This is a genomic window from Amycolatopsis sp. NPDC059235, from assembly GCF_042754125.1.
Taxonomy (GTDB): domain Bacteria; phylum Actinomycetota; class Actinomycetes; order Mycobacteriales; family Pseudonocardiaceae; genus Amycolatopsis; species Amycolatopsis albidoflava.
Window position 1 is genome coordinate 35,963 of record NZ_JBHZAG010000067.1, and the last position, 23,125, is coordinate 59,087.

The 23,125-nt window shown below is 67.8% G+C and carries 24 protein-coding genes; 14 read left to right on the top strand and 10 right to left on the bottom strand.

The annotated features are described in order from the left end of the window. Nucleotide 1: 1 nt before the first annotated feature. The 6 genes from ACFXI3_RS33595 (at nucleotide 2) to ACFXI3_RS33620 (ending at nucleotide 5,938) form a co-directional block, all read left to right on the top strand. The gene (locus tag ACFXI3_RS33595) at nucleotides 2-775 is read left to right on the top strand and encodes an SDR family oxidoreductase (protein WP_378405031.1); all 774 of its coding nucleotides are present in this window, start codon (nucleotides 2-4) and stop codon (nucleotides 773-775) included. Beyond that, nucleotides 775-1,419: a PaaI family thioesterase gene (locus ACFXI3_RS33600; protein ID WP_344285194.1), complete on the top strand. Its 645-nt coding sequence runs from the start codon at nucleotides 775-777 to the stop codon at nucleotides 1,417-1,419. Before ACFXI3_RS33595 ends, ACFXI3_RS33600 begins: the two co-directional genes overlap by 1 nt. Next, entirely contained in the window at nucleotides 1,416-2,177 is a 762-nt protein-coding gene (locus ACFXI3_RS33605) for an SDR family NAD(P)-dependent oxidoreductase (RefSeq protein WP_378405033.1), read from the top strand. Before ACFXI3_RS33600 ends, ACFXI3_RS33605 begins: the two co-directional genes overlap by 4 nt. A gap of 21 nt (nucleotides 2,178-2,198) precedes the next feature. Further along, nucleotides 2,199-3,590, top strand: a complete 1,392-nt coding sequence (locus tag ACFXI3_RS33610) for an amidase (protein ID WP_378405035.1) — start codon at nucleotides 2,199-2,201, stop codon at nucleotides 3,588-3,590. A 267-nt stretch (nucleotides 3,591-3,857) separates the two neighbouring features. Continuing rightward, nucleotides 3,858-4,499, top strand: coding sequence for a hypothetical protein (locus tag ACFXI3_RS33615; protein WP_378405037.1), 642 nt, complete (start codon nucleotides 3,858-3,860; stop codon nucleotides 4,497-4,499). A gap of 206 nt (nucleotides 4,500-4,705) precedes the next feature. Then, entirely contained in the window at nucleotides 4,706-5,938 is a 1,233-nt protein-coding gene (locus ACFXI3_RS33620) for an NADH:flavin oxidoreductase (RefSeq protein WP_370936048.1), read from the top strand. Here ACFXI3_RS33620 and ACFXI3_RS33625 read toward each other — a convergent pair. Continuing rightward, entirely contained in the window at nucleotides 5,926-6,987 is a 1,062-nt protein-coding gene (locus ACFXI3_RS33625; RefSeq protein ID WP_378405039.1) for an NAD(P)-dependent alcohol dehydrogenase, read from the bottom strand. The two genes, ACFXI3_RS33620 and ACFXI3_RS33625, sit on opposite strands and share 13 nt — an antisense overlap. A 97-nt stretch (nucleotides 6,988-7,084) precedes the next feature. Here ACFXI3_RS33625 and ACFXI3_RS33630 point away from each other — a divergent pair, with 97 nt between their 5' ends. Continuing rightward, nucleotides 7,085-7,672: a TetR family transcriptional regulator gene (locus ACFXI3_RS33630; protein WP_378405041.1), complete on the top strand. Its 588-nt coding sequence runs from the start codon at nucleotides 7,085-7,087 to the stop codon at nucleotides 7,670-7,672. A 65-nt stretch (nucleotides 7,673-7,737) separates the two neighbouring features. Here ACFXI3_RS33630 and ACFXI3_RS33635 read toward each other — a convergent pair whose 3' ends face one another. Continuing rightward, on the bottom strand, nucleotides 7,738-8,562 hold the full coding sequence (locus ACFXI3_RS33635; RefSeq protein WP_378405043.1) for an SDR family NAD(P)-dependent oxidoreductase: 825 nt from the start codon (nucleotides 8,560-8,562) through the stop codon (nucleotides 7,738-7,740). A 69-nt stretch (nucleotides 8,563-8,631) separates the two neighbouring features. Between ACFXI3_RS33635 and ACFXI3_RS33640 the strand changes: the two genes are divergently transcribed. From ACFXI3_RS33640 to ACFXI3_RS33650, 3 genes are read left to right on the top strand one after another with little or no spacing between them, the layout of a single operon-like run. Next, entirely contained in the window at nucleotides 8,632-9,402 is a 771-nt protein-coding gene (locus ACFXI3_RS33640; RefSeq protein ID WP_378405048.1) for an SDR family oxidoreductase, read from the top strand. A 13-nt stretch (nucleotides 9,403-9,415) separates the two neighbouring features. Continuing rightward, complete coding sequence (locus ACFXI3_RS33645; RefSeq protein ID WP_378405050.1) at nucleotides 9,416-10,621, top strand: acetyl-CoA C-acetyltransferase; 1,206 nt, start codon at nucleotides 9,416-9,418, stop codon at nucleotides 10,619-10,621. Nucleotides 10,622-10,679: 58 nt separating this feature from the next. Next, nucleotides 10,680-11,312 carry a flavin reductase family protein gene (locus ACFXI3_RS33650; protein WP_378405052.1) on the top strand — a complete coding sequence of 211 codons (633 nt, stop codon included), beginning with the start codon at nucleotides 10,680-10,682 and terminating at the stop codon, nucleotides 11,310-11,312. Between the two features lie 50 nt (nucleotides 11,313-11,362). Here ACFXI3_RS33650 and ACFXI3_RS33655 read toward each other — a convergent pair whose 3' ends face one another. After that, nucleotides 11,363-12,925 carry an AMP-binding protein gene (locus ACFXI3_RS33655; RefSeq protein ID WP_378405054.1) on the bottom strand — a complete coding sequence of 521 codons (1,563 nt, stop codon included), beginning with the start codon at nucleotides 12,923-12,925 and terminating at the stop codon, nucleotides 11,363-11,365. A 73-nt stretch (nucleotides 12,926-12,998) separates the two neighbouring features. Between ACFXI3_RS33655 and ACFXI3_RS33660 the strand changes: the two genes are divergently transcribed. Continuing rightward, nucleotides 12,999-13,610, top strand: coding sequence for a TetR/AcrR family transcriptional regulator (locus tag ACFXI3_RS33660; RefSeq protein ID WP_378405056.1), 612 nt, complete (start codon nucleotides 12,999-13,001; stop codon nucleotides 13,608-13,610). A 5-nt stretch (nucleotides 13,611-13,615) separates the two neighbouring features. Here the strand turns inward: ACFXI3_RS33660 and ACFXI3_RS33665 are convergent, their stop codons facing one another. The 7 genes from ACFXI3_RS33665 to ACFXI3_RS33695 are packed head-to-tail and all read right to left on the bottom strand — an operon-like array spanning nucleotide 13,616 to nucleotide 19,781. After that, nucleotides 13,616-14,386 carry a CoA-transferase gene (locus ACFXI3_RS33665; RefSeq protein ID WP_344285231.1) on the bottom strand — a complete coding sequence of 257 codons (771 nt, stop codon included), beginning with the start codon at nucleotides 14,384-14,386 and terminating at the stop codon, nucleotides 13,616-13,618. After that, nucleotides 14,383-15,255, bottom strand: coding sequence for a CoA-transferase (locus ACFXI3_RS33670; RefSeq protein ID WP_344285234.1), 873 nt, complete (start codon nucleotides 15,253-15,255; stop codon nucleotides 14,383-14,385). The genes ACFXI3_RS33665 and ACFXI3_RS33670 overlap by 4 nt, the downstream gene beginning before the upstream one ends. A gap of 39 nt (nucleotides 15,256-15,294) precedes the next feature. Further along, nucleotides 15,295-15,726: a VOC family protein gene (locus tag ACFXI3_RS33675; RefSeq protein WP_354746332.1), complete on the bottom strand. Its 432-nt coding sequence runs from the start codon at nucleotides 15,724-15,726 to the stop codon at nucleotides 15,295-15,297. Next, nucleotides 15,723-16,781: an acyl-CoA dehydrogenase family protein gene (locus ACFXI3_RS33680; RefSeq protein ID WP_378405059.1), complete on the bottom strand. Its 1,059-nt coding sequence runs from the start codon at nucleotides 16,779-16,781 to the stop codon at nucleotides 15,723-15,725. Before ACFXI3_RS33680 ends, ACFXI3_RS33675 begins: the two co-directional genes overlap by 4 nt. Then, nucleotides 16,781-17,734, bottom strand: a complete 954-nt coding sequence (locus ACFXI3_RS33685; RefSeq protein WP_378405061.1) for an acyl-CoA dehydrogenase family protein — start codon at nucleotides 17,732-17,734, stop codon at nucleotides 16,781-16,783. The genes ACFXI3_RS33680 and ACFXI3_RS33685 overlap by 1 nt, the downstream gene beginning before the upstream one ends. Beyond that, nucleotides 17,731-18,906, bottom strand: coding sequence for an acyl-CoA dehydrogenase family protein (locus ACFXI3_RS33690; RefSeq protein ID WP_378405063.1), 1,176 nt, complete (start codon nucleotides 18,904-18,906; stop codon nucleotides 17,731-17,733). The genes ACFXI3_RS33685 and ACFXI3_RS33690 overlap by 4 nt, the downstream gene beginning before the upstream one ends. After that, nucleotides 18,903-19,781 (bottom strand): enoyl-CoA hydratase, encoded by an 879-nt coding sequence (locus tag ACFXI3_RS33695; RefSeq protein ID WP_037812239.1) that lies wholly within the window; start codon nucleotides 19,779-19,781, stop codon nucleotides 18,903-18,905. Before ACFXI3_RS33695 ends, ACFXI3_RS33690 begins: the two co-directional genes overlap by 4 nt. A 96-nt stretch (nucleotides 19,782-19,877) precedes the next feature. Between ACFXI3_RS33695 and ACFXI3_RS33700 the strand changes: the two genes are divergently transcribed. The 3 genes from ACFXI3_RS33700 to ACFXI3_RS33710 are packed head-to-tail and all read left to right on the top strand — an operon-like array spanning nucleotide 19,878 to nucleotide 23,022. After that, nucleotides 19,878-21,056, top strand: coding sequence for an acyl-CoA dehydrogenase family protein (locus ACFXI3_RS33700; RefSeq protein ID WP_378405065.1), 1,179 nt, complete (start codon nucleotides 19,878-19,880; stop codon nucleotides 21,054-21,056). Further along, on the top strand, nucleotides 21,053-21,853 hold the full coding sequence (locus ACFXI3_RS33705) for an SDR family oxidoreductase (protein ID WP_378405067.1): 801 nt from the start codon (nucleotides 21,053-21,055) through the stop codon (nucleotides 21,851-21,853). The genes ACFXI3_RS33700 and ACFXI3_RS33705 overlap by 4 nt, the downstream gene beginning before the upstream one ends. A 17-nt stretch (nucleotides 21,854-21,870) precedes the next feature. After that, nucleotides 21,871-23,022, top strand: a complete 1,152-nt coding sequence (locus tag ACFXI3_RS33710; protein ID WP_378405069.1) for an acetyl-CoA C-acetyltransferase — start codon at nucleotides 21,871-21,873, stop codon at nucleotides 23,020-23,022. Nucleotides 23,023-23,125: the final 103 nt, after the last annotated feature.

Genomic DNA, 23,125 nt, shown 5'->3' on the forward strand with positions numbered 1-23,125 from the left:
CATGCCGCGCACCGTCGTCATCACCGGAGCGAGTTCGGGGATCGGTGCGGCGCTCACCAGCCTCCTCGCCGAGCGCGGCGACCAAGTCGTCGGCGTGGACCTGTCGGGCAGCGACATCGACGCGGACCTTTCGACCCCGCACGGCCGCACCGCTGCCGCCGAGGAGGTCGGCAAGCGCACCGGGCACGTCGACGCGGTGATCACCTGCGCCGGGACGTCGAACCCCGGCGAAGCGATGGTCACGGTGAACTACTTCGGCTGCACCAGTTTCATCGAAGCCCTCCAGCCGTTGCTCGCGAAATCCGAAGCGCCGCGCGTCGTCCTGGTCGGCTCGATCTCCGGGACCCAGCCGAACGACCCCGCAGTGGTCGAGGCCTGCCTGCGCGGCGACGAGCAAGCCGCGCTGACCGCCGCCCGCGAGGCGATCGCGGACAACCGGGCGGTCCAGCTGTACCCGTCGTCGAAGTCCGCGGTCGCGCAATGGGCGCGCCGGACGTCCGTCTCGGCAGGCTGGGCCGACGCGGGAATCGCGGTCAACGTGGTCGCACCCGGCGTCGTCTTGACGCCGATGACCGACGAGCTTTTCGCCAACCCGCAGATGAAAGCCGTGATGGACAAGGCAGTTCCGATGCCGCTGCACGGTTATGCGGCCGCGGAGGATGTCGCGCGCGTTCTGGCGTACTTCGCCGACGCCGCGACGACGCACATCACCGGCCAGGTCGTCTACGTCGACGGCGGTGCCGAGGCGACCCTCCGCCCGGCGGCGCACTACTGATGACGACTTACGCCGAAAGCGTCCCGCTGTCGCCCGTCCCGAATGACGACGGCATCGACGCTGCCGTCGCGGCGGCCCGCCGGGTCGTCAACGCACTCCTGCACGCTGGCGCGGACAGCGCCGCGCCGATGACGGACCTCGCGCGCGACCTCAACCGGATCGCCGCCCAGCTCGAAGAGCACGCGCCGGAGCGGCAGGAGCGATTCGTCGGCATGTGGGCCGGGCGACCGCGGCACGATCCCGTCACCGGCCCCGAAAACGCGCTCGCCCCGCCGTTGCACCTGCACGGCCTGCCGGACGGTTCGGTGACCGGAACGGTGACGCTCGGCCTGCCTTACCAGGGCCCGCCCGGTTGTGTGCATGGCGGGATTTCCGCACTGCTGCTGGATCACGCACTCGGCGTCGCCAACAGCTGGGGACCAGGTCCGGACGGGATGACCGGCACGCTCAGCGTCCGCTACCACCGGACGACCCCGCTGTTCGAGGAGCTGACGATTCGCGCGCGGCAGCAATCCAGCGAGGGCCGCCGGATCCACACGACCGGCGAAATTCTCGCCGACGGTCAGGTCTGCGTTTCCGCGGACGGGATTTTCGTGGCGAAACACGTCGCGCGACCAGTCGCCCAGGACGAAGGAGGCCGATGAACACGCTCGCGGGCCGGGTGGCCCTGGTGACCGGCGCCGGACAAGGCGTCGGGCAAGGAATCGCGCTGGCGCTGGCGGGGGAGGGGGCGTCGGTCGCGGTACTCGGGCGTACGCGCGGCAAGCTGGACGAGACCTGCCGTCTCTTGCGGGAGCGGGGTGCCGCTGCGGAAGCGTTCGAGTGCGATGTCGCGGACACCGCGTCGATTCCCGGGGTCGTCGAGGAGGTCGTTTCGCGATTCGGCCGCCTTGACATTCTGGTCAACAACGCTTACTCCGGCGCTTTCGGGCCGTTGCTGAAGATGAGCGACGAGGATTTCACTCGCGGTTTCTCGACTGGACCTTTTGCCGCGTTCGCGTTCATGAAAGCCGCCCACCCGCATTTGAAGGCGACGGGCGACGGTTCGATCGTCAATCTGGTCACCTCGGCGATGGTGCGCTGGGATCCCACCACCTATGGTGCTTACGCCGCAGCGAAACAAGCCTTGCGCTCGCTGTCGCGCACCGCCGCCGTGGAGTGGGCGCGTGACGGAATCCGGGTCAACGCGATCGCGCCGCACGCGTTGTCTCCTGGCTTGAAATGGTGGACTGAACACAATCCCGAAGAGGCCGCCGAATTCGTCGCGACCATTCCGATGGGCCGGATCGGGGAATGCGAGGAGGACATCGGCCGCGCTGTCGTCGCGCTGGTCGGTTCCGATCTGCGCTATCTGACCGGAGCCACCGTGCCGCTCGACGGCGGTCAAGCCTTCTTCGGCTGAGCCTTCTGAGGAGACATCGCTGTGCTTTCTGCCCTCGATACTGCCGCCGCCATCCGCCGGGGCGACCTGTCCGCCCGAGAGGCCGCTGAACAGGCGATCGCCCGCATCGAGGAGGCGAATCCGCGGCTCAACGCCGTCGTCGGCCGCCGCTTCGAGGCCGCGCTCGCGGAAATCGACGCCGGCCTCCCGGACGGCCCGCTCACCGGAGTCCCGTTCCTGGTCAAGGACCTCGGCACCGAAGTCGCCGGTCTCCCCGCCACCCAGGGCAGCGCGCTATTCGCCTCAACGGTGTCCACAGTGGACAGCGAACTGATCCGCCGCTACAAACGCGCCGGTTTGGTCATCCTGGGCACCACCAACACCCCCGAATTCGGCCTCAACGCGAGCACCGAGCCGCAGCTGCACGGCCCCACCCGCAACCCGCACGACCTTTCGCGCTCGCCAGGCGGCTCGAGCGGCGGTTCCGCAGCCGCTGTCGCCGCGGGCCTGGTCCCCGCCGCCCACGCCACCGACGGCGGCGGCTCGATCCGCATCCCGTCGGCCATGTGCGGTCTGGTCGGCCTGAAACCCAGCCGCGGCCGCACCACCGGCGCCCCCGACGCAGGCACGCTCGCCGCCCCGGTCTCCGTCGCCCACGCGGTCACCACAACAGTCCGTGACAGCGCGGCCCTGCTGGACGCGATCGCCGGACCACTCCCGGGTGAAGCCTTCGCCGCCCCGACCCCGACTGGCACTTTCCTCGACGCGACCCGCCGTGCCCCCGGCAACCTCCGCATCGGCCTGGCCACCCAGGCCCGAACCGGCGTCGACGCGCATCCCGCCTGCCTGGCCGCCGTGCGGCAGACGGCGAAACTCTGCGAGGAACTCGGCCACCACGTCGAGGAAACCGTTGCGCCGTTTGACTTCCCGGACGTCCGCACGACTGGCGGGCTGCTGATGGGCGCGGATCTGGTGGTGATCGTCGAAGACCAACTGGCCGCTTTGGGCCGAGAACTCCAGCCGGGCGACGTCGAGCCGTTCACCGAACTGCTGCTCGACCATTACCGCGGCTTGACTGCTAACCAGCTCCACCGCGCACTGCGCCGGGCACAGGAGATCGGGTGGGAGGTCGGGCAGGTCCTCACCTCCTATGACGTGCTGCTCACGCCGACCTTGCCACTCCCGACTCCGCCGCTGGGCCTGCTGGACACGACGGATCCCGCGTCGATCTACGAGCACGCTGGCGCGTATTCGGCATGGACCAGTGTTTTCAACGTGACCGGGATGCCCGCGATCTCGCTCCCGTTGGGCAAGGACGACGACGGACTGCCGCTGGGGGTGCAGTTCGCCGCGGATCTGGGGCAGGAGGGGCTGCTGTTGTCGTTGGCGGCTCAGTTGGAGGAAGCGGTGTCGTGGTCAGGGAATAATTCGTGATTGTTTGTGGATGTTGAGCACCAAGCGAGAGCGCACCGCCAACGGGCCAGAGTGATGACTTGGGCAAGTAGGCGGCGGGCTCAGTTGAGGCATCAGCCGTAGTCGTCTTCGAGAAGTTCACCCGTTCGAATGGAATTTTTCGCGATTGGCTCCAATGTTGCCTGACTGAGCACGTCGCGTTCCGTGGCATCTTATGTCCTTGCGAAGCGTGGTGTAAGCAGGGGCCCTGTTCGTCTGAATCCTTTCGGTCGGTAAGGTCACCGGCTTGTGAGCGACGACTCGATGAACGACGAACGCCTGGGGTCACTGTCAGCGAAGGAAGTCTCTGCCGAGTCGGTTTCGTCGGTGCCGCGGCTCGTCGTGGCTGAGGAAAAAATGTCACGCGTTCGTGTTCTTGGGCTCGGAACGGCTTTTGTGACTCTGCTTGCTGCGATTATTGGAGGCGGGTTCGCGCTATTGGGAAGTGTTGCCGTGGCATTGACAACCTATAAGGCGGCGATCGACCAGTCGTTGGTAAGTGCTGAAGTCAGCTGTGCTAAAGAATCCAAAGAGAAGCTGGCTGAATCGTATAACGCATTATTGGATTCTGTAAACAATTTTTATGAAGCGAATGAGGATCTGCGGAAGAGTACGCTAGATCGATCGCACCGTGTCGACGTGTTGCTTGTTAACAAGTATCGCCAGACTCGCAGAGACCTGATTTCAAAAATTGACGATGTCGAAACCCGGGGAAGTGAGCAAGGGCTTCAGGTTGCTCGGCAACTCAAGGCTATCGTCCTGCCAAGCGGCGACCACGCCGATCAACCCATGTTGGTTGATCAAGACGCATTGGACCGCGCATCCGGTAAGATGCGGTCGATCGCTAGGCGGGAATTTTGGGGTGCGTCAAACAATCCTTGCAGCAACTAGGAGGAAGTTACTCCGCTGGTTGTATCGGTTGGCGATTGCAGAGTTTGATGCGCGGGGCTTCCCGATCCCAGGCTAGGCGGCTGGAAGCTTGGTTCGCAAGCCAAGGTTTCAGCCCAGGGCTTGAACACTCGCGAGGCCTGGCCCGGGACTCCCGGTCACCGAGATCGCCGGAGCGGGCCAGCCCCTCCGTTTCCTACCGTGACAAGGTGACTTCCACGACCCCCACCCCGCCCGACCCGCTTGCTCCCGCGCGGCTCGGGCCGGTGCAGTTGCGCAACCGCGTCGTCAAGGCGGCTACCTACGAGGGCCTCAGCCACCACGGCCGGGTCACGCGGGATCTGGTCGATTTCCACGTCGGCTACGCGAAGGGCGGCGTCGGGATGACGACGGTCGCCTATTGCGCGGTCGCCAAGGAAGGCCGCACCGACCGGCATCAGATCTACTGGGCCGACGAAGCCCTGCCGGGACTGCGCGTGCTCACCGACGCGGTGCACGCCGAGGGCGCGGCGATCTCGGCGCAGATCGGGCACGGCGGGCCGGTCGCGAATCCGAAGGGCAACGGGCTTCCCGCGCTCGCGCCGAGCCGCTATTTCCACAAGACGACGCTCAGTTTCGCCCAGGAGATCGACCACGCCGGCATCGAACGCGTCAAACGCGCGCACGCCGACGCGGCCCGGCGCGCCATCGAATGCGGGTTCGACGCCATTGAAGTCCACTTAGGACACAACTATCTGATCAGTTCTTTCCTGAGCCCGAAGCTCAACCACCGCACCGACGAATACGGTGGCTCGCTGGAAAACCGCGCCCGGCTCGCGCGCGACACGATGCGCGCGGTACGCGACGCCGTCGGCGACCGGATCGCGGTGATCGTGAAAATGAACATGGACGACGGCGCGCCCGGCGGCTTTTGGCTCGACGAGGCGATCCCGGTGACGCAATGGCTCGAAGCCGACGGCACCTGCGACGCTCTCGAAATGACCGCTGGTTCCTCGCTGCTCAACCCGATGTACCTCTTCAAGGGCGACGCGCCGGTCCGCGAGTTCGCCGCCGTGATGCCGCAACCGTTGAAGCTCGGCGTGCAGGCGGTCGGGAAGCACTTCATCCGCGAATATCCTTACCGCGACGCCTTTCTGCTCGAGGACGCGCGGCAGATCCGGGCCGCGGTGAAGCTGCCGATGGTGCTGCTCGGCGGGATCACCGACCGCGCGTCGATGGATTTGGCGATGCGGGAGGGATTCCAGTACGTCGCGATGGGCCGGGCTTTGCTGCGCGAGCCGGATTTGGTGAACCGGATCGCGGCCGAGCCGGAGACGCCGTCGTTGTGCATTCACTGCAACAAATGCATGCCGACGAACTTCACCGGGACGCGGTGTGTGCTGGTGGACCGGACTACGACTCGGGGTGCGGATTGGGGTCAGCCCGCGGGTTACGTGGGCTGACCGCGCCCCCAATGGTTCTGCGCCAGATCCGACAGGTCCAGCACGAACCGATAGCGGACGTCGTTGCGTTCCAAGCGGTCGAGGGCTTCGTTGACGCGGGCGGACGGGAGGAGTTCGATGTCCGCGGTGATGCCGCGCCGGCCGCAGAACTCCAGCATGGCGGCGGTCGCGGGACGCCCGCCGCTGCCCGCGGAGCTGATTTTCTTGCGTCCTACCAACAGATCGGTGGCTTGCACGGTGACCGAGCCGAGGTGCCCGACGTGGCTCAGGGTTCCGTCAAGGGCGACGAGCTTGAGGTAGGCGGCGACGTCGTGCGGGACGGCGATGGTGTCGATGACGACGTCGAACCGGTCCCGGGCCGCAGCCATCTGGCGTTCGTCCGCGGAGACGATCAGGTCGCGGGCACCCAGTCGCCGGGCGTCGTCGGCCTTGTCGGCTGAGCGGCTGATGACCGTGGTGTCAGCCCCGAGCGCGACGGCGAGTTTGACCGCGAGATGGCCGAGTCCGCCGAGTCCGGCCACGGCGACCCGGGCGCCGGGCCCGACGCCGAGAGCGCGCAGCGGTTCCCAGACGGTGATTCCCGCGCATAGCAGGGGAGCGGCGGCCGCCGGGTCGAGTCCGGCGGGGAGCGGGTAGGCGAACTCGTCGCGGACGACGTACTCGCGGGAGAAGGCACCCAGCGTGGTGGTTCCGTCGCGGCGGCCGGTGCCGCCGTAGGTCAGCGTGGGGAATTCATGGCAGAAGTTTTCCTGTCCTGCCTCGCACATCGCGCACGCGCCGCAGGAATCGACGATGTTGCCGACCGCGACCTGGTCGCCCAGCGCGAACCGGGTGACCGCGTGCCCGATCTCGCTGACCACGCCGGTGAACTCGTGGCCGGGCACCAAAGGCGCTTCGCCGGTGTGGGTGCGGACGGCGTGGAGATCGGTATGGCAGACGCCGCAGTAATCCACGCGAACGGCGACGTCGTCGGCCCGCAGTTCTCGACGCCGCAGGACGGTCTGCCGCAACCCGGCGCGGTCGGCTTGCCAGCCCAGAGTGCTCCGCATGCTCGCCCCTCAACAAACAGACTGTTCGGTCTATTACCACGGTAGCGGGAGCAGGCCGATTCAGCAAACAGACTGGTCTGTTGTTATCGTGCGCGGCATGGCCGACAAGCCCCTGACCTCGCGCGGAGCCGCCACCCGGCAGCGCATCCTGGACGCGGCGACCCGGGAGTTCGCCGAGCACGGGATCGCCGGCGCCCGGGTCGAACGCATCGTGGCCGCCGCCCGCACCAACAAGGCGCAGCTCTACGGCTACTTCGGCAACAAGGAAGGGCTGTTCGATGCCATTTTCGCCGCCTCGCTGGAGCGGATCATGACCGTCGTGCCGATCGACGCGACCGACCTCGCCGGCTGGGCGGTCCGCCTCTACGATGAGTATCTCCGTCGCCCCGACCTCATCCGGCTGGCCACCTGGGAGCGCCTGGAGCGGCGTCCGACCGGGCACCTCGTCGACGAAAGCAACCGCCTCGACGACGCCAAACTGCGCGCCATCGCCGAAGCGCAAGCCGCGGGCATCGTCCGGGAGGGAGACCCGTTCGACCTGATGGCCATGGTGATCGCGATGTCGATGGCCTGGTCGCCGGTCAGCAACGTCTACGCCGCCAGCGACCAGGAAGCTCCGGAACTGCACGAGCAGCGCCGGGCCTTGCTCCGCGAGAGTGTTGAGCGGGCCATCGCGCCCGGCTGAGAGTGGGGGGGCTTGTGAGTGGCGCTGCCGGTTCTAACCGGAATAAGCACTCACGAGCCCCCTTCTCACGTTTCCCTCGGGAAGTTCGTGAACCCCTTCCGATTGCTCCGCAGATACCATCCCGAAGCCGCGAGCGTCCCGCCGTCCACCGGAATCGTGTGGCCGGTGACGTAAGAAGCGGCGTCCGTGGTCAGAAATTCGATCACCTTCGCGTATTCGTCCACGTGCCCGAACCGCCCCAACGGCACCCACGTCTCGATCTTCGACGGATCGTTGTCGCGCAGCATCGCCGCCGCCGGAGTCTGCTGGCTGTCCGCGAGATCCGGCGCGATCGCGTTCACCCGGACGCCGTATCGCCCGACCTCGACGGCCAGGCTCTTCGTGAACGCCGAAACCCCGGCGTTGTAAGCGGAATACACCGCATGTCCGGGAATTCCGCGAAAGGCTTCCACCGTCGAGTTGTTCACGATCACGCCTGAGCCCTGCGAGATCAACTGCGGCAGCACCCGGTGGGTGAGCTTGAAGACGTGCAACAGGTTCAGTTCATGCAACCGCGCCCACTGTTCCGGCGTGCTGTGCAGGAAATCCCGGGAAGCGGGACGGAAATCGCCGACATTGTTGACCAAGGCGTCGATCCGGCCGTCGCCCAACCGCAGAGCGGCAGCGGCGACAGCCTCGACCACCTCGTCCGCGACGATGTCTCCGATGACCGTCTCGCACACCCCGCCGGCCGCCTCGATCGCGGCACGCGTATCGGCGGCGGCAGTGGGATCGAGGTCGTTCAGCACGACCAGGTCTCCGCGTGCGGCGAGGCGGCGGCTGGTCGCCCCGCCGATCCCCAGCGCGCCCCCGGTGACGATGCTGACTCGCCGGATTGCTTCCTGTGGCATGGAAAACCTCCTCGTCCTCAACCTAGCATTTGTTTGGTAGGCTGAGCGCTCCCGGCGAGAAGGAGCAGCATGCCTGTCAGCTTCGACCTGACCGATCGCGTCGTCCTCGTCACCGGCGGAGCGCGCGGAGTCGGCGACGGCATCGTGGCGACGTTCCTCGAAGCGGGGGCCGCGGTCGAGATCTGCGGGCGCACCGAACCCGCGAAGCTGCGCGAGGTCGACGGCCGGCAGCCGCGGTTCAGCCAGGTCGACGTGCGGGAGCCGGAGCAGGTCCAGAAGTGGCTGGAGGAGATCGGCGAGCGGCACGGCCGGCTCGACGTCGTCGTCAACAACGCGGGCGGCGCGCCGTTCGCGCAGTTCGCCGAGGCCTCGCCGCGATTCCACCGCAAGATCAACGATCTCAACTTCCTCGCCGCGGCGTACGTGCTCCACGCGGCGCATCCGCTCCTGCACGAGACGCCCGGCGCTTCGGCGGTGAACGTCACGTCGATCTCGGCGCGGCGGCCCAGCCCGGGCACCGCGATCTACGGCGCGGCGAAGGCGGCGCTGGAAAGTCTTACGACCAGTTTGGCCGTGGAGTGGGCGCCGCGAGTGCGGGTCAACGCGGTCAGCTGCGGATTGGTCGAGACGCCGGGTTCCGAGGACCACTACGGCGATCCGGCGCAGCGCGACGCGGTCGCGCGGACGATCCCGCGTGGTCAGTTCGCGTCGCCGGCCGAGGTCGGCCAAGCCTGTTTGCTGCTTGCTTCACCGCTCGCGAGCCATGTCAGCGGAGCGGTGCTCAATGTGGACGGAGGCGGCGAATGGCCCGCTTTCCTCCAGCACACCCCGAACGCCTGAGGAGGACCTTGCTGTGCCCGAAGCCGTGATCGTCTCCGCTGCCCGCTCGCCGATCGGGCGGGCGTACAAGGGCTCGCTCAAAGACCTGCGGCCGGACGACCTCGCCGCGCAGATGGTCGAAGCCGCACTGACTGCGGTCCCGGAGGTCGGCCGGATCGACGACCTGATGCTCGGCTGCGCGCAACCGGCCGGGGAACAGGCGTACAACCTGGGCCGGATGGTCGCGCTGCGGCTCGGCCTCGACGCGGTGCCCGGCACGACTGTGCACCGGTACTGCGCGTCTTCGCTGCAGACCACGCGGATGGCGATGCACGCGATCCGCGCCGGCGAGGGCGACGTGTTCGTGTCCGCGGGAGTCGAGTGCGTTTCGCGGTTCTCCCAAGGCAAAGCCGACGGCATGCCGGACACGAAGAACCCGTTGTACGCCGACGCGATGGCGGTGACCGAGAAGCGCGCGGGCGGCGGCCTGCAGTGGACGGATCCTCGAAAAGACGGCGCGCTGCCGGACGTCTACATCGCGATGGGCGAGACCGCGGAGAACGTCGCTGACTATTGTGGAGTGTCGCGAAAGGACCAGGACGCGTTCGCCGTGCGCAGCCAGAATCTCGCCGAAGCGGCGGGGGAGTTCTGGCAGAAGGACATCACGCCGGTGACCTTGCCGGACGGCACTGTGGTGTCCGCTGACGACGGTCCGCGGGCGGGCGTGACGCTGGAGAAGGTATCTCAGCTCAAGCCGGTGTTCCGTCCGGATGGGACGGTTACCGCGGCCAACTGCTGTCCGCTCAACGACGGTGCGGCCGCGCTCGTCGTGATGAGCGACGTCCGGGCGCGCGAGCTGGGCATCCAGCCGCTGGCGCGGATCGTCGCCACCGGGGTGTCCGCGTTGAGCCCGGAGATCATGGGTCTCGGCCCGGTCGAGGCGAGCCAGCAGGCACTAGGCCGGGCCGGACTGTCTGTTAAGGACATCGACCTGGTCGAGATGAACGAGGCCTTCGCCGCGCAGGTGCTGCCGTGCGTCGACCAGTTGGGCCTGGACCTCGACCGCGTCAACGTGCACGGCGGGGCGATCGCGCTGGGCCACCCGTTCGGTTCGACCGGCGCGCGGATGGCGACGACGCTGCTGCACGGCCTCCAGGAGAAGGACGCGACCTTCGGCCTGGAGACGATGTGCGCGGCGGGCGGACAGGGCATGGCGATGGTGCTGGAGCGGCTCGCCTGACCGCCGGACGCGGGACGGTTCGGCGCGCACCGAACCGTCCCGCCGCCAGGATGCGGTCATGGATTCCGTCGTGATCGACCCGCCGGTGCTTTACCCCGGCACCCCCGTCGTGCTGCTGTCCAGCGCGAACGCCGACGGGACGACCAACCTGGCCCCGATGTCGTCGGCGTGGGTGCTCGGCCGCACCGCCGTGCTCGGCTTCGGCAGCACCGGCCACACCTTCGCCAACCTGCGCGAGCGGCCGGACTGCGTGCTGAACTATCCGAGCGCCGACCTGTGGCCCGCCGTCGAACGCCTGGCCGGGCTGACCGGCGCTCCCGTCGTGCCGGAGCACAAGGCGGGCCAGTTCCGGACCGAACGGGACAAATTCGGTGCCGCCCGACTCACTCCGGTCCCGGCTGAACTCGTCGCGGTCGACCGGGTCGCGGAATGCCCGCTCCAGGTCGAATGCCGGGTGACTGCCGTGCGCCATCCCGGGGATCCCGCTGTCGGGATTGTCGAGGCAGAGGTGCTCCGGGTGCACGTCCATCCGGCGCTGGCGGAACCGGATCTCCGGCATATTCGCGTCGCGGCGTGGGAGCCGTTGTTCTACGTCTTCCGGCATTACGTGGGCCGGGGGCCTGAGCTTGGCCGGACTTTCCGCGCTACTACGGGCGGGGGCGCATCGGCGAGCCCGGCGCGGCTTGCGTAGTGGCTGGTGAGTGGCTACGCCGGTTCTAACCGGCATAGCCACTCACGACGTCAGGACAGCTCCCGCTTCACGATCTTCCCGCTGGCATTCCTCGGCAGTTCCTTGATCGCCACGAACTCCCTCGGCACCTTGAAGTTCGCCAGCCGCTCCCGGCAGTACTCCCGCAGCGCCGCCGAGTCCAGCTCGACCCCCGACCACAGCGTCACGTAAGCGCGGCCCACCGAGCCCATCCGGTCATCGTCCACGCCGATCACCGCGGCCTCGACGACGTCCGGGTGCGTGCTCAGCACGTTCTCCACCTCGGCTGGGTACACGTTGAACCCGCCGACGGTGAACATGTCCTTGAGCCGTCCGGTGATCTTGACGCAGCCGTGCTCGTCCAGTTGCCCGACGTCGCCGGTGTGCAGCCAGCCGTCGGCGTCGATCGCCGCCGCGGTCGCGTCCGGGTCGTCGAAGTAGCCGAGCATCACGAACTCGCCCCGGATGAGGATTTCGCCGTCGGCGTCGACCGGCACGTCCTTGCCGTCGCCGTCGACCGCACGGATCTCCAGCCCGGGCACCGCGGGACCGGTCGTGTGCGCGACGTGCAGCGGGTCCTCGTTCGGCCGCGATTGGGTCGCCACGACGCACTCAGTGAGCCCGTACGCCTGTGCGACCTGCTCGAAGCCGAGGATTTCCAGCATGTCCGAGAACAGGTTCTCCGGCACCGAAGCCGCGCCGGCGATCGCGAAGCGCAGCGACGACAGGTCGAATTCGCCACGCCGCGGGTGGTTGATCAGCGTGGTGAAGATGGTCGGCGCACCGGGCAGCACCGAGATGCCCACTCGCTGGACCAGTTCCATCAACGCGACCGGGTCGAACGTCAGCACCGGGTAGACGGTCGTGCCCGCGGTGATCGCCGCGACCACCCCGGCTTTGTAGCCGAAGGAGTGAAAGAACGGATTCACGATCGCGTAATTGTCCGCCGGGGTGAGCGACGCGCCCTTCGCCCAGACGTCCGCGACGCCGATCGTCTGGGCGTGCGTGCTCATCACGCCCTTCGGCACCCCCGTCGTGCCCGAGGTGTACAGAATGTCTGCCACCGTGGAAGGCGTCACCGACGATTCGTCGACGGCCGAAACGGACTCCGCGCCAACGAGGAATTCGTTCCACGGCAAAGCAACGCCGTCCGATCCGAGATCGATCACGGTGTGCAGCCGCGGAAGTCCGGGTACCGCACCCGAGGAACCCGAACCGGCAGCGGCCTCGGTCAGCATCCCGAGATAGTCATTGCCGAGAAACCCGTTGCACAGCACCAGCACCGAAGCGCCGGACCGCTCCAGCACCACCCGCGCCTCCTCGCCGCGGTACCGCGTGTTGATCGGCACCAGCGCCGCGCCGAGGCACTGCGCGCCCAGGAACGTCAGAACGAACTCGACGCGGTTCGGCGACCACACCGCGACCCGGTCGCCGGATCGGACGCCGACTGCGGCCAGCGCGCGGGAAACGGTGCGTACCCGCTCCCGCAATCCGGTCCAGGACAGCTGTGTCGTACCGTCGACCACAGCGGGTGCGTCGCCGTGGCGGCGGGCGGCTTCGTCGAGCAGCGCGGGAATCGTGCGAGGTGTCGACACGCGGGTCTCCTCACTGAACAAGTGCTTGTTCGGTAGCATAGGGGAAAGCAGCGGGCAGGAAGGGATCCATGCGATGACTCCGCGAACCGGCCGGGCTCCGGCGAAAAACGGCGGCACCCGGCGCGGAGAGCTGCTGGGCATCGCCGCGCAGCTGTTCGCGACCCGGGGCTACTCCCAGACCACCGTCCGCGACATCGCCGACGAGGCGGGCATCCTTTCCGGGAGCCTGTACCACCATTTCGCGTCCAAAGAGGACATGCTCCGCGAAATCCTCAAGGAGTTCATGGACGACCTGCTGGCCGCGTTCACCGAGATCGCCGGGAAGGACGGCACGCCGCGCGAGCAGTTCGACGCGCTGGTGTACACCGCCTTCGCGACCATTCACGACCGGCCGTTCGCGGTGGCGCTCTACCAGAACGAATCGGCCGTCGTCGGCAGCCTCGCCGATTTCGAATTCGTCGGGAAGACGTCGCTGAAGATCGAAAAACTGTGGCTCAGCGTGCTCCAGGCGGGCCGCGAGACCGGCGAATTCCGCGACGACCTCGAGGTGAGCCTGGTGTACCGGTTCATCCGGGACACCGTGTGGTCGTCGGTCCGCTGGTACAACCCGCGCGGAAAGCTCCGCCACGACGTCGTGGCGGAGCAGTACCTCGCGATGCTGTACGGCGGGTTGCTCGCCGGCTGAGCGGTTCAGGGCCGGGACACCTTGACCTCCCGGTCCCGGGCGCCCTTCGGGTCGAGCACGGTGCGGATCAAGTCCAGCTCGTGCTCGTCGGGCTCCCGGGACACTCCGGCCCCGCTGAAGTCCAGCTCGAAGCCGGTGTTCTCGCGGACCTCGTCCTCGGTGACGCCCGGGTGCAGCGAACGCACCTTCAGCCGTCCGTCCTCGTCGTAGTCGAGCACCGCCAGGTCGGTCACCACCACGCCGAGGTCGTGGAACCGCAGCGCCGTCGAGGCGTGCGCGCGGGCACGGTCGTTGCCGACACCGGACACGATGTCGACCCGGTCCACGAACACCCGGCTCGAATGCCGGCTGACCCAGTAGTCGGTGCGGTGGTTGACCGTGTTGCCCGGCGCGCCGCGCATGCCGATGAGCTGGCGTTTCGGCTTCCGCCAGTCGCCGATCAGCGAGATGTTCTGGTTGCCGAACCGGTCGATCTGGCTCGCGCCCATCATCGAATGCCGCCGTCCGGTGTTGAGGATGTCGAAGATCCGGCCGAACGGCGCCCAGGCCTCGACGGTGCCGCCGGCCGCGGCGGTTTTGCCCAGCGGCGGCGGGTCGGCCATGAAGTGGCATTCGCCGTCGGACAGCACCAGTTCGGGGGAGTGGGTGAGCCGCGCCAGCCGCGCGCTGATCGCCGGGACCGTGCCGACCGCGTGGGCCAGCACCTCGCCGGAGCCGCGCCACGCGTCGGAGCACGCGGCGATGCAGACCTCGGCGCGGGTTGCGGGGGCACTCATGCGGACTCCTTCTCGGTCGCGCGGTGGAAGGCGCGCACTGCTTCGTGGTAGCTGGCCTCGTCGCCGGTCAGGAAGGTCTCGCGGAACTGCTTCCAAGAGACCTCGTCCTGCGCGGACTGCGCGTAATGCCGCTGGAACGCCTCGTCGCGGCCGTAATCCGGGTCGCACGAAGTGAAGTGCGCACCGTTCGGGGCCTCGATCACGCCGTTCACGAACATCCGGCTGATCAGCAGCGACGTCGACCGCTCGGTCGCGGTGAGGTCCTCGGTGTCCACGATCTTCTCGACGCTCAGCAGCGTTTTGTCCGACGCCATCGCGAACAGGTCGTCGAAGTACGGGTCCGGGCCGAGGAACTGGCCGTTGCCGAGGGTGTCGCTGCGGTTGAGGTGCAGCAACGAGACGTCCGGGCGCACCGCGGGCACTGCGATGTAGACGTCGTCGTCATACGGCGACGCGACGGTCTTCAGCTCCGGGTTCATCAGCAGCACGTCGCTCTCGAGCCCGGAGCGCGTCGGCAGGAACGACAGCCGGTTCGCACCGGCCCGGAGCGAGGCGACGAACATGCCCTCGTCGTACTCCGTGATCTCGACCCGGCCGCCCTCGCGCGCGGCGCGGAAATGCGGGTCGAGCGGGATCGTGTCGAGCGTGACGAACCCGTAGATCACCCGGCGCACCTTGCCCGCCGCGCACAGCAGCCCGACCTCGGGCCCGCCGAAGGTGACCAGCGTGAGGTCCTCGACGTCGCTGCGCAGCAGTTCGCGCACCATCGCCATCGGCTTGCGCCGCGACCCCCAGCCGCCGATCCCGACGGTCATCCCGGATCGGACGTACTCGGTGACGCCGTCCAGGGTCATGGACTTGCCGCCCATTCGTTCCTCCAGCCTCTGATAAACGCTGTTTTTCCTTGCTCAGGCGGGCAGTTGCACCAGTTCGACGCGGACCCGGTCCGGATCGAGCACGTACACCGCGCGGCAGCCCGCCATCGGATGGCTTGTGACGATCGGCTCGGACACCGCCGCGACGCCGCGTCCGCGCAGCCGCTCCAGCGTCGCGTCCAGGTCGTCGACGGTGATCGCGACGTGCGCCGCGCCCGCTTGCCCGTGGTCCGGGTCGATCCGCGTCGGCGACCCGTTTTCGTACTGCAGCAGCTCGACCACCGTGTCGCCGTCGCCGGCCGACACGAAGCTCTGGCGCACGATCACTCCCGGATATCCGGTGACCTCGTCGATCCGCGGGCCGCTGCGCTCGAACGGTCCTTCGACGCTGCCGCCGAGCAGATCGCGGTAGAACTCGGTCGACGCGGCGAGGTCGTGCACGGTGATTCCGACGTGGTGGATCATGCGTCGCTCCGAAGCCGTGCCCGGTGTTCGCGGGCGTCGCCGAAGAGGTGCGCCAGCGCGTGCGCTCGTTTGAAGTACAGCTGCGCGTCGTGCTCCCAGGTGATCGCGATTCCGCCGTGCAGCTGGACGGTTTCGGCCGCGACCGAGGTGAAAGCCTCGCTGCACCAGGATTTCGCGTACGCCGCGTGCTGGACGAGATCGTTGCCGTTGCTGGCCGCGAACCCGGCCGCCCACGAGATCGAGCGCGCGGTTTCGACCTGCACCAGCATGTCCGCGACCCGGTGTTTCAACGCTTGGAACGAGCCGAGCGGACGGCCGAACTGCTCGCGTTCCTTGAGGTGCGCGACGGTTCGGTCCAAACAGGACTGTGCGCCGCCGACTTGCAAGGCGGTGCAAGCGATTGCGGCGATGGCGTGCAGCCGGGGGAGCGCTTCGGTGAAGTCGTCCGCGAGCAATGTCGCTGGCGTGTCGCGGAATTCGACCTGGGCGAACCTGAGGGTCTGATCGACCGCTGGTGTCGCCTCAGCCGTCGCGGAGGTCTGGAACAGCGCGGGGCGTCCGTCGGCCATCGCGACCACCAGCAGGTGTGCCGCCTGCGCACCGTCCAGCACCAATGTCGCGGTGCCGTTCAGGGTTCCGTCCGTAGCGACCACGTCCGAACCGTCGGTTCGATGCCGTCCGGCACGATCCGCCCAAGCCAGCGCGACGACCTCGCCCGCAGCGATCTCGGGGAGCAGCGCCGGTGCGTCAGCGGCCAGTAATGCTTGCGCGGCAAGCACTCCAGACCCCAGCAGCGGTGACGGCGTCAGGCTCGCGCCCAGCTCCTCCAGCACCACGTGCGTTTCGAACAGACTGAACCCGGCCCCGCCGTACTCCTCGGGAATGGCCAGCGCGGCGACGCCGATCTGCTCGCACAGCGCGGACCACAGTTCGGTGTCGTATCCGGTCGGCGAGTCGATCGCCGCTCGCAGATCGGTCTTCGCGGCTCGTCGCTGGACCAGCCCGCGGACGGCGGCGGCGAGTTCCCGCTGCTCATCGGTCAGCGCGAAGTGCATCAGCGGCCCCTCATCAGGCTCTCCAGCACCCGCGCGCGGTGCACGGACGGCGTGCCCCAGCAGCCCACGAGCGCCCGGACGCGCAACAGCCACAGGCTCAGGTCGCATTCGAGCGTGTAGCCGATCGCGCCGTGCAGCTGCAGTCCGGTGCGCGCGGCGAGCTGGGCCGCGTCCGACGTCGCGACCTTCGCCGCCGAGATCGCCCGGGCGCTGGGCTCGCGGGCCGCGCCGAGCAGCAGGGGACGGGCGAAATCGAGCGCCACTCGGACGTCTGCGGCAGCGTGCTTGAGCGCTTGGTACTCGCCGATCACGCGGCCGAACTGGCGTCGCTGGCCGAGGTACGCGACGGTGTCTTCCAGCATCCGCTCGCCGCAGCCCAGCAACTCCGCCGCGCAGGCGAGGCTGGCGAGGTCGAGCGCCTCTGCGCGCTTCTCCGGGGCGAGCGGCTGAGCGTCGGCACCGGCGGTGGCCTCGAACAGATGCCGGGAAGGATCGACCGACTGCAGCGGGCGGCCGATTTCCGCCCGTGCCAGCGAATCTCCGACCACGAAGACGTCCGTCGCGACATCCGCATCCAGCGCGTAGGGAGTGTGCGGCGCGCTCGCGAAGGTCACCATCGCGTCCCCGGAAGCCAGCGAGGACAGCAACGAAGCGTCCGTGAGCAGCGCGGGCGCGGCGGCGATGGACTCGATCACCGGACCCGGAACGCCGTGATACCCGAGACGCTCGAAGGCCACGATCAGATCGACCGCGGTCCCGCCGACGCCGCCGTGTTCCTCGTCCACGCCGAGCGCGGTGACGCCCAGTTCGGCCAGCTGCTTCCACAGCTTCAGCCCGGGTTCCGGCCGCTTGGCCGCCCAGGACCGGTTGACGCCGGGGACGTCGGCCGCGCCCAGCAGGGCGTCCAGCGCTTCGGCGAACGCGCGCTGTTCGGCGGACAGCCGGAACTTCATGCTTGTGCCTTCCTGCGTTCGCCGCGGGGGAGGCCGAGCAGGCGTTCCGCGACGATGTTGCGCTGGATTTCGTTGGTGCCGGCGTAGATCGGGCCGCCGAGGGCGAACAGGTAGTCCTCCATCCAGCGCCCGCCGGCCGTCGCGCCGGGGCCGAGCAGCTCCTGGTCCGGGCCGAGCAGGTCGAGCGCCGTTTCCTGGATGCCGAGGTCGAGTCCGGTCCAGAAGAGCTTGTTGACGCTGCCCGCCGCGCCGACGTCGCCGCCGTTCTGGACGTGGTCGACGGTGTCCCAGGTGTAGAGCCGGTAGGACTCGGCCTTGATCCAGGCGTCGGCCACGCGGTCGCGCAGGTGCGGGGCTTCGGAGCCGCGCTCGGCCCAGAGGTCGAGCAGCCGGTCCGCCGCCGCGAGGAACCGGCCCGGCGAACGCAGCGACAGGCCGCGTTCGTTGCCTGCCGTGCTCATCGCGACGCGCCAGCCGTCGCCGACGCCGCCGAGGACGTCCTGATCAGGCACGAAGACGTCGTCGAAGAAGATCTCGGCGAACCCGCTGTCTCCGTCGAGCTGCGCGATCGGCCGGACGGTGACGCCCTCGGAGTCGAGCGGGAACAGGAAGTACGTGAGGCCGCGGTGCCGTTCGGCTTCCGGGTCGGAGCGGAACAGGCCGAAACCCCAGTCGGCGAACGGGGCGCGGGAACTCCAGATCTTCTGCCCGCCCAGGACCCAGCCGCCGCGCTCGTCGTCGCGGACGGCGGTGCTGCGGATCCCGGCGAGGTCGCTGCCCGCCTCGGGCTCGGACCAGGCTTGTGCCCAGATCCGGGTGCCGTTGGCGGTCAGCGGCAGGTGTCGCCGGCGCTGATCGTCGGTGCCGTGCTCGAAGATGATCGGGGCCAGCAGCGAGATGCCGTTCTGCGCGATCCGGGTCGGCGCGCCGCTGAGGTAGTACTCCTCCTCGAACAGCACCCACTCGGTCAGCGTCGCGTCGCGGCCGCCGTATTCGGCGGGCCAGGTGACCACCGACCACCGGCCCTCGGCGAGCTTCGCTTCCCACTCGCGGTGCGCGCGGGCGCCGTCTTCGGTGTCCATCGACGGCAGCGGGCCAGGGCTGTTCTCCTTCAGCCAGGCACGGGCCTCCGCGCGGAACTCTTCCTCCGCGGCGGTGAATTCCGGGCTCATGACTCTCCCGCGGCCTTCTTGTTGGCCTTCGCCATCGACCGCGCGTCGAGCCCGGCGAGCGAATCGGTGTCCAGCTCGGCGTTGTGCGCGTGCGCGGCGTGGTGCAGGCCGAACACCGAGTCCATTCCGGACCGCATGCCCATCAGGTCTTCCGCCTGGTTGACGGCCTTCTTCGTGAGCGCCAGGCCCAGCTGCGGCATCTGCGCGATCCGCTCGGCGATCGCGAACGTCGCCTCTTCGAGCTCGGCGCGCGGCACGACGTGGTTGACCATGCCGAGTGCCTGCGCGCGGTCCGCGCCGAACCGGTCGCCGGTGTAGAGGAACTCCTTCGCCGCGCGCGGGTTCATCACCCACGGATGCGCGAAGTACTCGACGCCCGGGATGCCCATCCGCACGACCGGGTCGGAGAAGAACGCGTCGTCGGAAGCCACGATGAAGTCGCACGACCACGCGAGCATCAGTCCGCCCGCGATGCACGCGCCCTGCACCATCGCGATCACCGGCTTCGGGATCTCCCGCCAGCGCCGGCACATGCCGAGGTAGACCTCGGACTCGCGGGCGAAGCGGGAATCGACGCCCGCCCGGTCGGTGTGGTCCCACCAGATGACCGCTTTGCGCTCGAAACTCTGGTCGATGTCGCGCCCGGGGGTGCCGATGTCGTGCCCGGCGCAGAAGTGCTTGCCGTTGCCCGCCAGCACGATCGCCTTGACGTCCGGGTCGTCCACCGCCTTCGTGAAGGCGGCGTCCAGCGCGTAGGTCATCTTCGAGTTCTGGGCGTTGCGGTACTGCGGCCGGTTCAGCGTGACGACCGCGACCGGACCGCGCACCTCGTACGTCACGACCTGCTCGTCGGTGCTTTCTTCGGTTCCGCTCAACGCGCATCACTCCTTCTCGGTTCGGCGGCGATGCTACCAAACAAGTGCTTGGTTTGGTAGCGTGGCGGGACCGGCACCGGCGGACCAGGAGGACGGGTGGATCTTCGCTACACCCCCGAGGACGAGCAGTTCCGCGCCGACGTGCGCGCGTGGCTCGGCGACCACCTCACCGGCGAATTCGCCGCGTTGAAGGGCCTCGGCGGATCCGGGCGCGAGCACGAGGCGGCCGACGAGCGTCAGGCGTGGAACCAGCACCTGGCGGCGCACGGCTGGACGTGCCTCGGCTGGCCGGTCGAGTACGGCGGGCGCGGGCTGAGCCTGTTGCAGCAGGTGATCTTCCACGAGGAGTACGCCCGGTCGGACGCGCCTGCTCGCGTCAACCACCTTGGCGAGGAACTGCTCGGGCCGACATTGATCGCGCACGGCACGGACGAGCAGCGGCGGCGGTTCCTGCCGGGGATCGTCGGGGTTACTGAGCTGTGGTGTCAGGGTTATTCCGAGCCTGGGGCGGGATCTGACCTGGCCGGGGTGCGCACGCGGGCGCGGCTGGACGGCGGCGAGTGGGTGATCGACGGGCAGAAGATCTGGACGTCGCTCGCTCAGCACGCGCAGTGGTGCTTCGCGGTGGTGCGGACCGAGGCTGGTTCCCGGCGGCACGCTGGGTTGTCGTATCTGCTGGTGCCGATGGATCAGCCCGGGGTCGAGGTGCGGCCGATCCGGCAGCTGACCGGGACCAGCGAGTTCAACGAGGTCTTCTTCGACGGGGCTCGGACATCGGAGTCCCTGGTGGTGGGCGCGCCCGGGGATGGGTGGCGGGTCGCGATGGCGACGCTCGGGTTCGAGCGCGGGGTGTCGACTATCGGGCAGCAGGTCGGTTTTGCCCGGGAATTGGCGGGAATTGTGGCTACCGCCAAGTCGAATGGGCGTTATGACGATCCGGTTGTGCGGGATCGGTTGGCGCAGGCCGCTGTGGGCCTCGAGGTGTTGCGGGTGCACGCGTTGCGGACGCTCAGTGCGTATGAGGCTGGGTCGCAAGGGCCGGAGGCTTCGGTGTCGAAGCTGTTGTGGGCTCGGTGGCATCGGGAGTTAGGCGAACTGGCGATGGAGGTCCGCGGAGGTTCTGCGCTGACCGCTGCCGGTGCTTACGATCTTGATGCTCAGCAGACGCTTTTCTTGTTCAGCCGGGCCGACACGATTTACGGCGGTTCGGACGAAATTCAGCGAAACATCATTGCCGAGCGGGTGCTTGGCTTGCCTAAGGAGCCGCGACCGTGAGTGTTAAACCGGAACAGCCAGCACCGGATTACGTGCCGGGGCATGGGTTGCTCGCCGAGCGGGTGGTCGTGGTGACCGCGGCTGCCGGTGCGGGGATCGGGGCGGCTGTTGCCCGGCGGTGCCTGGAGGAGGGTGCGCGGGCGGTCGTCATCGGGGATACGCATGAGCGGCGGCTTGGCGAGTCGGCTTCCAAACTGGGGGCGGAGTTCGGTGCCGAGCGGGTTGTTTCGGTGGTGTGCGATGTGACCAAGGAGGAGCAGGTCGCTGCTCTGCTCGATGCCGCTGAGCCGTTCGGCGGGGTTGAGGTCATGGTCAACAATGCCGGGCTTGGCGGTACGGTTTCGATCACCGAGATGACCGACGAGCAGTGGTCGTTGGTGCTCGACGTGACTTTGACCGGGACTTTCCGCTGTATTCGGGCGGCTTCCCGGCGGATGATCGCTCGCGGTACTCGGGGGGTGATCGTCAACAACGCTTCGGTGATCGGCTGGCGGGCGCAGGAGGGGCAGGCGCATTACGCGGCCGCTAAGGCTGGGGTGATGGCGTTGACCCGGTCTGCGGCGATGGACTTGGCCCCTTCGGGGATTCGGGTCAACGCGGTGTCGCCCAGCCTGGCGATGCATCCGTTCCTGGAGAAGGTCACTAGCGCCGAGCTGTTGACCGAGTTGAAGGGGCGCGAGGCGTTCGGCCGGGCTGCTGAGCCTTGGGAAGTCGCCAATGTGATGGTGTTTCTCGCTAGTGCTTATTCGTCTTATCTCACTGGGGAAGTTGTCTCGGTGAGCAGTCAGCATCCCTGATCCGGCTGGAGGATTTCGTGCCTGAGGCATATGTGGTGGACGCGGTTCGCACTCCGGTCGGCCGTCGTGGTGGTTCGCTCGCGGGGATGCATTCCGCTGATTTGGGAGCGCATGCGATTCGCGCGCTGGTGCAGCGGACTGGGATTGATCCTGGGGCTGTTGACGATGTCGTGTTCGGGTGTTGCGACACGATTGGGTCGCAGGCTGGGGATGTGGCTCGGACTGCTTGGCTGGTGGCTGGGTTGCCGGATCATGTTCCTGGGGTGACTATCGATCGGCAGTGCGGGTCCAGTCAGCAGGCGGTGCATTTCGCGGCGCAGGGGGTGATGTCCGGGACTGCGGATTTGATTGTTGCCGGGGGAGTGCAGAATATGTCCGCTATTCCGATTTCTTCGGCGATGGTGGTGGGGCAGCAGTTCGGGTTCAGTACGCCGTTCGCGGAGTCGCCTGGGTGGGTGGCTCGGTATGGGGATCAAGAGGTTTCGCAGTTTCGTTCTGCGCGGATGATTGCTGAGAAGTGGGGGCTTTCTCGGTCCTCTTTGGAGGAGTTCGCGTTCGAGAGTCACCGGCGGGCGTTGGCGGCTATCGATGCTGGCCGGTTCTCGCGGGAGATTTCGCCGGTTGGCGAGTTCTCGGTGGATGAAGGTCCGCGTCGGGATACTTCTCTGGAGAAGATGGCTGGGCTTAAGCCTCTTGAGGAGGGTAGTCCGCTTACTGCTGCGGTGGCGTCGCAGATCAGTGATGGGGCTGGGGCTTTGCTGATCGCGTCCGAGCGGGCGGTGGCGGAGCATGGGCTGACGCCGCGGGCTCGGGTGCATCACATCAGCGTGTATGGGGCGGATCCGGTGTGGATGTTGACTGCGCCTATTCCGGCTACTCAGCGGGCGTTGGAGAAGACTGGGCTGTCTGTGGATGACATCGATCTGTTTGAGTGCAATGAAGCTTTTGCGCCGGTGGTGTTGGCTTGGATGCAGGAGATTGGTGTGCCGCATGAGAAGGTCAATGTGAATGGCGGCGGGATTGCTTTGGGGCATCCGATTGGGGCTACTGGGGCTCGGTTGATGACTACCCTGTTGCATGAACTGGAGCGGACTGGTGGGCGGTACGGGCTGCAGGTGATGTGTGAGGGTGGTGGGCAGGCTAACGTGACTGTTCTCGAGCGTCTTTAGGCTGCGGTTTCGGTTGGGTCGGCTTGTGCGGTGGGGCACCCCGAAGCTTGATTGTGACTACGGCGCGGGGGGGGGGGGGTTTGAGGGTTTTTTTTAGATGTAA